The following is a 6819-nucleotide window of genomic DNA, read 5'->3' as shown; positions in this document are numbered from 1 at the left end:
ACAAGCGGGCTGTGTTGCATTTCCTGCAACTGTGCGGGTTGGCGCATGATCGTTGATCTGGCGCGGAAACGAAGCCGTGCCAGCTTACTGATGATGGTCGGGCGCCGACTTGAGCCGGGGTCATTGCGGTCTCGATCGGCTGTGCGCGGGCAGCGTTGAGCCAGCTTTTGCCTGACGAGCCGCGAGATCATCGATATCCGCGTACACGGCGTAACGCCCGATGCAACTGAGGGGCAAGGCGCAATAGACGTTGCGCCTGTTGACCGTGTGTTACATTTACTGTCGTTTCCGTTGCGTCTGATGCATCCCTGGAGGGTGAATGGTTTCGCGCCCGCTGATGCTCGCGCCTGTTGTGCAACTCGACCCCGAGCGGGCCACGTTCACCGACATGCTCGATCGGTACGCGATCTCGTTGCGGTCCCGAGGCCTGTCGACCTCGACCATTGAGGCGCGGCTGTGGGGTGTGAGACGGTTCCAAGAGTTCACCGGCGAGTATCCGTGGAACTGGGGTCCGCGGGATGTTGAGGACTTCACGTCTGCGCTGCTGTCGCGGCCGCAGCCGGTCGCGCATTCCACGATCCGGGGCTACCACCTGATGGTGAAGCTGTTCTGCGAGTTTCTCGTCAATCCGACTTACGACTGGCATGACGTCTGCCTCGAGCGGTTCGGGCTCGTCCCGGCGCAGATCTGCCACCCGTGGAACACGCACTCGCATCTGGCGGAGTTCGAAGCGCGCGCATCGCGGCGACCGTTCGGGTATGACGAGCTCGAGGCGTTCTTCGCGCGGGCCGATGAGATGGCGGAGGATCTGATCGCGAGCCGCGGGAAGGCGGCGATCCCGGCGCTGAGGGACGCGCAGCTGTTCAAGACCGTCTACGCGTTCGGGCTGCGCCGCCGGGAAGCGGTGATGCTCGATCTCAACGATCTGCGACCGAACCCGCACATGCCCGACTGGGGCCCTTACGGGAAGGTCCACGTTCGCTACGGGAAGGCGATGAAAGGTTCGCCACCGCGGCGCCGCACGATCCTCGCGCTGCCAGAGTTCGAGTGGGCGACCCGCGGGTTGAAGGTCTGGGTCGAGGAGGTCCGGCCGCGGATCGCGACGGACAACGCCGCGGCGCTTTGGCTGAGCGAGCGCCGCGACCGGATCAGCACCCGCACCGCGGACGTCCGGTTCGCGCGGATCCGCGACGACCTCGACTTGGACCCGATGCTGACGCTGCACAGCTTGCGGCACTCGTATGTGACGCACCTGATCGAGTTCGGCTACGCCGAGAGGTTCGTTCAGGAGCAGGTCGGGCATCATCACTCGTCGACGACGGCGATCTACACCTCGGTCAGTGATGACTGGAAGAACCGGGTGTTCCACGAAGCGCTCGATCGGGTGCTCGGAAAGAAGGAGGACGTCGCATGACCCGCAAGTTCGAGTGGCACCTGCGTCGGCGTCTCGCCGAGCGCGACATCTTCAAGACCACCGACCTCGGCCCGCTACTGGCCGAGCAGGGCGTCTCCCTCTCCCGAGAGCAGGTCTACCGGCTGGTGACGAGCCCGCCGCAACGACTCAACATGGAAGTCCTCGACGCGCTCTGCGTGATCCTCGGCTGCACCCCCAACGACCTCATCACGTTCGAGGACATCACCGTGAAGCAGACCCGCGTGGTCGGCGGAACGGTCACCGAGCTCGGGTCGTTGCGGACGGTCCCTGCCAAGCTCGTCCGCCCCGACAAGCAGTGACCTCGCCACCCACCACCGCACTTCCCGACACCGTTCACCATCTCCTCGCGCAGGGCGAACCCTGGGTGAGCATGGGCGAAGCTTCGCTCACGGAGTTCATCGTCGAGTTCGCGCCCGCCGCCGTCACCCGCGGGCACATCGCCCGCTACGTCCGGACCACCACCGACCTCGCCCATGCCGGTGACCGGATGACGCCCGCGATCGTGCAGCGCTTGCTCCGCCGAGTTCGCGATAACGGGCACGCCGTGGTGGTGCCCGTCTGCGAACGATGCGGACGAGAACGGATCATCGGCCGCGGGCCCGACGATCGGCGCATCTGCAAGCCCTGCACCGACGTGCTGCGCGCCGAGGAATGCAGCGACTGCGGCAGGATCCGCCTCGTCTGCCTGCGCCGCGGCGGGAAACCGCTCTGCAACAACTGCCGACGGCGGCTCCCGGACGCGAAGAAGTCCTGCAGCCGCTGCGGCAACGCACGCCTGGTGCACACGACCACTGCGGCCGGCCCGCTCTGCCCAGAATGCGCCCCCGGGAAAGTCGAACCCTGCGTGCACTGCGGGCGCACCGCCCGCGTCAGGGTGCGGTTCACTGGCGGCGCGACCTGCAGCCCCTGCTTCAACGTCATCCGCAACACGCGCCGACCCTGCCCCCGATGCCAGCGCGTCACTTTGGTCGCATCCGTCGCAGACGACGGCACCCTCGCCTGCACACCCTGCGCGGGACGGTCATCTCCGTTCATCTGCGTCAGCTGCGGCATCGAAGACATCCGTCACGGCAAGAAGTGCTATCCCTGCAGCGCCCGCGACGCCGTCGACGCCCTCTTCGCCGCCGGCACCCCCGACCGGCAGGGGGTGCTCGAGCCGCTCCGGGTCAGGCTCCTGAACCACCCCGAGCCGAAATCCATGGTCCAATGGCCGCGACGCTCCGCCTCCGCCCGATTGATCCGCGACATGCTTACCGGGCGCCTCGAGATCTCTCACGAAGACCTCGACGAGCACCCTGTCACCCAAGTCGCCGAACTCATGCGTCACGCCCTCACCGACGTCGGCGTGCTCCCACCCCGCGACCAGGCCTGGTCGCACTTCGAACGCTGGCTCGACCGGTTCCTCACCGGCCACCCCGCCGAGATCTCCCGCATCCTCGGCCCCTACTGCCGATGGTCCGTCATCGCCCGCACCCGGCTGCTGATCGCCCGCAACGGCCTCAGTGACGGCACCTTCGATCGCGCCCGCTCCTCCTGCCGGATCGCGTTGGCGTTTCTCACCTACCTCCACGACAACGCCCTCGACCTGCACACCGGGTCCCAGACGATCCTCGAGGACTACCTAGAACAGTTCCCTCGGCACCTCGATCAGGTCCGCACCTTCATCCGCTGGGCCGCCGACACCGGACGCGCGACGCGGATGAGCCCGCCGCCGTCCCGCTGGGTCGACCCCTCCACCAGCTACCCGATACCCGTCTACCGGGACTGGATGCACCGCTTCGAGACCGACGAGACCATCCCCTTGCGGACGCGGATCTGCGGCCTGCTCTGCGGCACCCTCGGACGCCCCAGCTCCACCGTCGCGAAACTCACCCGCACCGCCATCACCGACACCGGCGACGAGATGACCGTCACCATCGGCACCTCACCCGTGAGGCTCCGCGACCCGCTCCCCGCCCTGATCCGCCGGCAGCTCGACGCCCCGCGACGCTGGGACACCGACTCCGACTGGCTGTTCCCCTCCAAGCTCCGCGCCGGCGCGCACACCGACTACAGCATGATGGTCAAAGACCTGCAGACCCTCGGCTGCAGCATCGTCTCCCTCCGCGGCGCCGCACTCCTCGCCCTCGCCGCCACCATGCCCGCCGGCCCCCTCTCCGACCTCACCGGCATCAGCACCGGCGTCGCCAACCGCTGGCAAACCCTCGCCGCGGCCGCCTACTCCGGATACCCCGCACTCCGTCTCGACTAACCCCAATCTGCATTAGTATCTGCGTATGCACGTAGATACTTTTCCTGATGACCTCACTCCCGCGAACGACTTCGTCGACATCGCGGTCGAGGTGTTCCGTCTCCTCGCGGACGCGACCCGGATTCGGATCGTCCTCGCGCTGCAGGGCGAGGAGCTCTCGGTGAACCACCTGGCGGACATCGTCGACCGGAGCCCCGCGGCGGTGTCTCAGCATCTGGCGAAGATGCGGTGGGGAAAGCTCGTGCGGGTCCGTCAGGAGGGGAACCGGATGTTCTACCGGCTCACGGACGAACACGCGACCCGGCTGGTGGTCGAAGCGATCCGCCAGGCGGAGCACACCGTCGAGGAGACGCCGGGGCACCACGCATGATCACCGTTCTCCGCAACGGCACCTACGCGAAGCTGTTCTCCGCGCAGGTGATCGCGCTCGTCGGCACGGGCCTGCTGACCGTCGCGCTCGGCCTGCTCGCGTTCGATATCGCGGGGTCCGCGGCCGGGTCGGTGTTGGGCACCGCGTTGACGATCAAGATGGTCGCCTACGTGGGCGTCGCGCCCCTCGTTGCCGCTCTCGTCGACCGGCTACCGAAGAAGGCGGTGCTCGTCGGCGCCGACCTGATCCGCCTGGCGATCGCGTTGATGCTGCCGTTCGTGACCGAGACCTGGCAAATCTACGTGCTCGTGTTCGTGCTGCAGTCCGCATCAGCGACGTTCACCCCGGCGTTCCAGTCGCTTATCCCGGCCGTGCTTCCGGAGGCGAAGGACTACACGAAGGCCCTGTCGCTCTCACGGCTCGCCTACGACCTCGAGGCGATCCTGAGTCCCACGATCGCCGCGGCACTGCTGACAGTGATCAGCTACAACAACCTGTTCGTCGGGACCGCGATCGGGTTCACGTGCTCCGCCACCCTCGTCCTCGCCTCCCGCCTCCCCGCCCGCGACACGGAGCCCTCACGCTCGACGTTCTGGCAGCGGCTCCCGCTCGGGCTCAAGGTGTTCGCCCGGACCCCGTCGCTGCGGTTCCTGATGATCACGAACGTGATCGTCGCCGCCGGGACCGCCATCGTGCTCGTCAACTCCGTCGTCTACGCGCGGGGCGTGTTCGGGCTCGACGATGCGGCCCTCGCGATCGCGCTCGGCAGCTACGGCATCGGATCGCTGATCGTCGCGTTCACCATCCCGACCCTCGTGGGCCGGTTCGGGGTGATCCGAGTGATGGTCGCCGGCGGCATCGTCATCACCGCGGGACTGACCGCGGCGATCGCCGTCACGACCCTCGCGGTCACCACCGGAACCGGCTGGTTCCTGCTGCTGGGCACCTGGGTGCTCCTCGGCATGGGCACGTCGCTGGTGAACACCCCCTCGTCACGGCTCCTCGCCGACGCCTCCACACCGGCGAACCGGAACCTCGTCTACACGGCCCAGTTCGCCCTTTCCCACGCCTGCTTCCTGATCACCTACCCGATCGCGGGATGGCTCGGCGCGGTCAGCCTCATCCTCGCCGCCGTGGCCCTCGGGGTCATCGCGGGAGGCGGGCTGGTCGCCGCCTTCGTCCTTGCCCGCCGCATCCCCGCGACAGCGCCCGAGGTTGAAGCGCCCGCGACGGCATAGGCTCCCCGCGATGCGAGCGGAAACGACAACGGCCGGCCGGAGACAGGAGATCTCCGACCGGCCGTCTGCGCCTTACGGGGTCTTGCGGCGCAACCCGCGCACCACAGCCGCGACGATCGCGGCCACCGCGACCACACCCACCGCGACCACGACCCACACCCACACCGGGGCGCCTTCCTCCGCGACCACCGCGGCATCCGCCTCAGTCGACGCGGCCGGAGACTCGGCAGCAAGATCGCTCGGCGCGACCGTGACCTGAGCGGCCGGGGACTCCTCGGCCAGCTGACCGTCATCACCACACGCCGGCGTCTCACGCCCCGCGGCCGCAGCAGCACCGGCGGCGGGCTGATACGTGAACGAGTACTCGTCGGAAATCGGATGCCCGTCACCGGACACCGCCCGCCACAGCACCCGATACTCGCCCGCCGCGCCGAGCTCGACAAGCGTCGTCATGACCGCCTGATCGACGTCGCTGCACCCGGTCTCGTAATACCGGTCGTCGGGGCCGATCACGACCGTCTTCGCCGCGGTCGGCTCGTCGAGGATCACATCGGTGAACACCAGCTCGATGTCGGGCAGGCCGGTCACCGTCGCCCCCGATTCGGGGTTCGTGTTCGACAGCGCCTCATGCGCGGACGCCGCGGACGCAGACCCGACCACCAGGCCGGCGGAGATCGCGGCCGCCGCAGCGACCACAAGGAAACGATGGACAGATCGTCCAGACATGCAAAACACCTTTCGGTTGGCGCGCGCGACGACCACCGCCGCACACGCGAGGGATGACAAGAAGGGAAATCGGACCGTCAGCAGACGACCGGAGGCCCCCGCCACCGCACAACCGAGAACAACCGGCCAGGCAACGCCAGGACCGGCTCCGCCACGAACACCCGCACCACCCGGAACGGGCGCAACGGGACGAACAACCGCAACGCAACCAGGCCAGCGAGCCCCAGTAGTTGCGCGACCGCGAGGACCGCCTGCTCGCCGCGGCCGAGCATCAACACGGTGATCAACGCGGCGACAACATGCGCGACCCACATCGACCCGTCCGCGACCGCGTGATCCGGCATCGAAACGGCCACCACCCGATGCTCGACAGCATCGAGGAGCCCATCGCGTGGTGATCATGCGCCGGGGCGGGCGCACCCGAGACCCCGAGGGGAACAGACAGCAACGCATGGAACAGCAACTGACTGATCGAGACCGCCACAGCAAGGCGGAACCAAGACAACGCCCGCCCCGCCAGGAACACGCACACTGGCAACGCGAGCACCAACGCGACCAGCACGTTCAACCACGGCGGCAACCCGTCCCCACCCGCAGCATGCGACATCGTCGCGACGAACGTCGCGATTCCCGCAGCGAACGAACCACGAATGACCCTTGGGCCCCTCGCCGCTCGACTCGACTGCACCACACCACCGTAACGGGCCCGCAACGCGCGCCTGGGCGGGAGGAAGGGCGACTACTCCGAAAGTGAGCACTCACAACACTGCGCAGACGCAAGAAGGAGGTTGCACCAGAC

7 protein-coding genes and 1 pseudogene are annotated in these 6819 nt (G+C 67.8%); 5 read left to right on the top strand and 3 right to left on the bottom strand.

The window, feature by feature from the left end:
- Nucleotides 1–191 (bottom strand): annotated as a pseudogene (locus AC1Q49_RS15775) (hypothetical protein); the annotation flags it as partial.
- A 128-nt stretch (nucleotides 192–319) separates the two neighbouring features.
- Between AC1Q49_RS15775 and AC1Q49_RS15770 the strand changes: the two are divergent.
- From AC1Q49_RS15770 to AC1Q49_RS15750, 5 genes are all read left to right on the top strand, one after another.
- A complete protein-coding gene (locus AC1Q49_RS15770) occupies nucleotides 320–1414 on the top strand; it encodes a tyrosine-type recombinase/integrase (protein ID WP_016464935.1) in 1095 nt (364 codons plus the stop codon).
- Nucleotides 1411–1734: a helix-turn-helix domain-containing protein gene (locus AC1Q49_RS15765; RefSeq protein WP_016464934.1), complete on the top strand. Its 324-nt coding sequence runs from the start codon at nucleotides 1411–1413 to the stop codon at nucleotides 1732–1734. Before AC1Q49_RS15770 ends, AC1Q49_RS15765 begins: the two co-directional genes overlap by 4 nt.
- Before the next feature lie 71 nt (nucleotides 1735–1805).
- The gene (locus AC1Q49_RS15760) at nucleotides 1806–3686 is read left to right on the top strand and encodes a hypothetical protein (protein ID WP_137772172.1); all 1881 of its coding nucleotides are present in this window, start codon (nucleotides 1806–1808) and stop codon (nucleotides 3684–3686) included.
- 25 nt (nucleotides 3687–3711) lie between these two features.
- Nucleotides 3712–4056: an ArsR/SmtB family transcription factor gene (locus AC1Q49_RS15755; protein WP_016464931.1), complete on the top strand. Its 345-nt coding sequence runs from the start codon at nucleotides 3712–3714 to the stop codon at nucleotides 4054–4056.
- On the top strand, nucleotides 4053–5294 hold the full coding sequence (locus AC1Q49_RS15750) for an MFS transporter (RefSeq protein WP_016464930.1): 1242 nt from the start codon (nucleotides 4053–4055) through the stop codon (nucleotides 5292–5294). The genes AC1Q49_RS15755 and AC1Q49_RS15750 overlap by 4 nt, the downstream gene beginning before the upstream one ends.
- Nucleotides 5295–5366: 72 nt before the next feature.
- Here AC1Q49_RS15750 and AC1Q49_RS15745 read toward each other — a convergent pair whose 3' ends face one another.
- Complete coding sequence (locus AC1Q49_RS15745) at nucleotides 5367–6056, bottom strand: copper resistance CopC family protein (RefSeq protein ID WP_492493314.1); 690 nt, start codon at nucleotides 6054–6056, stop codon at nucleotides 5367–5369.
- A gap of 41 nt (nucleotides 6057–6097) precedes the next feature.
- Nucleotides 6098–6376, bottom strand: coding sequence for a hypothetical protein (locus AC1Q49_RS15740; protein ID WP_198013063.1), 279 nt, complete (start codon nucleotides 6374–6376; stop codon nucleotides 6098–6100).
- Nucleotides 6377–6819: the final 443 nt, after the last annotated feature.

Source organism: Microbacterium sp. MPR-TSA4, assembly GCF_058792815.1.
The sequence above is the reverse complement of the archived record's forward strand: the minus strand, read 5'-3'. Positions and strand labels throughout refer to the sequence as shown.

Coding starts and splice junctions, on each gene's coding strand:
- AC1Q49_RS15755 (WP_016464931.1), top strand. CDS start 3,712: ATGCACGTAGATACTTTTCCTGATGACCTCACTCCCGCGAACGACTTC.
- AC1Q49_RS15760 (WP_137772172.1), top strand. CDS start 1,806: ATGGGCGAAGCTTCGCTCACGGAGTTCATCGTCGAGTTCGCGCCCGCC.
- AC1Q49_RS15770 (WP_016464935.1), top strand. CDS start 320: ATGGTTTCGCGCCCGCTGATGCTCGCGCCTGTTGTGCAACTCGACCCC.
- AC1Q49_RS15765 (WP_016464934.1), top strand. CDS start 1,411: ATGACCCGCAAGTTCGAGTGGCACCTGCGTCGGCGTCTCGCCGAGCGC.
- AC1Q49_RS15750 (WP_016464930.1), top strand. CDS start 4,053: ATGATCACCGTTCTCCGCAACGGCACCTACGCGAAGCTGTTCTCCGCG.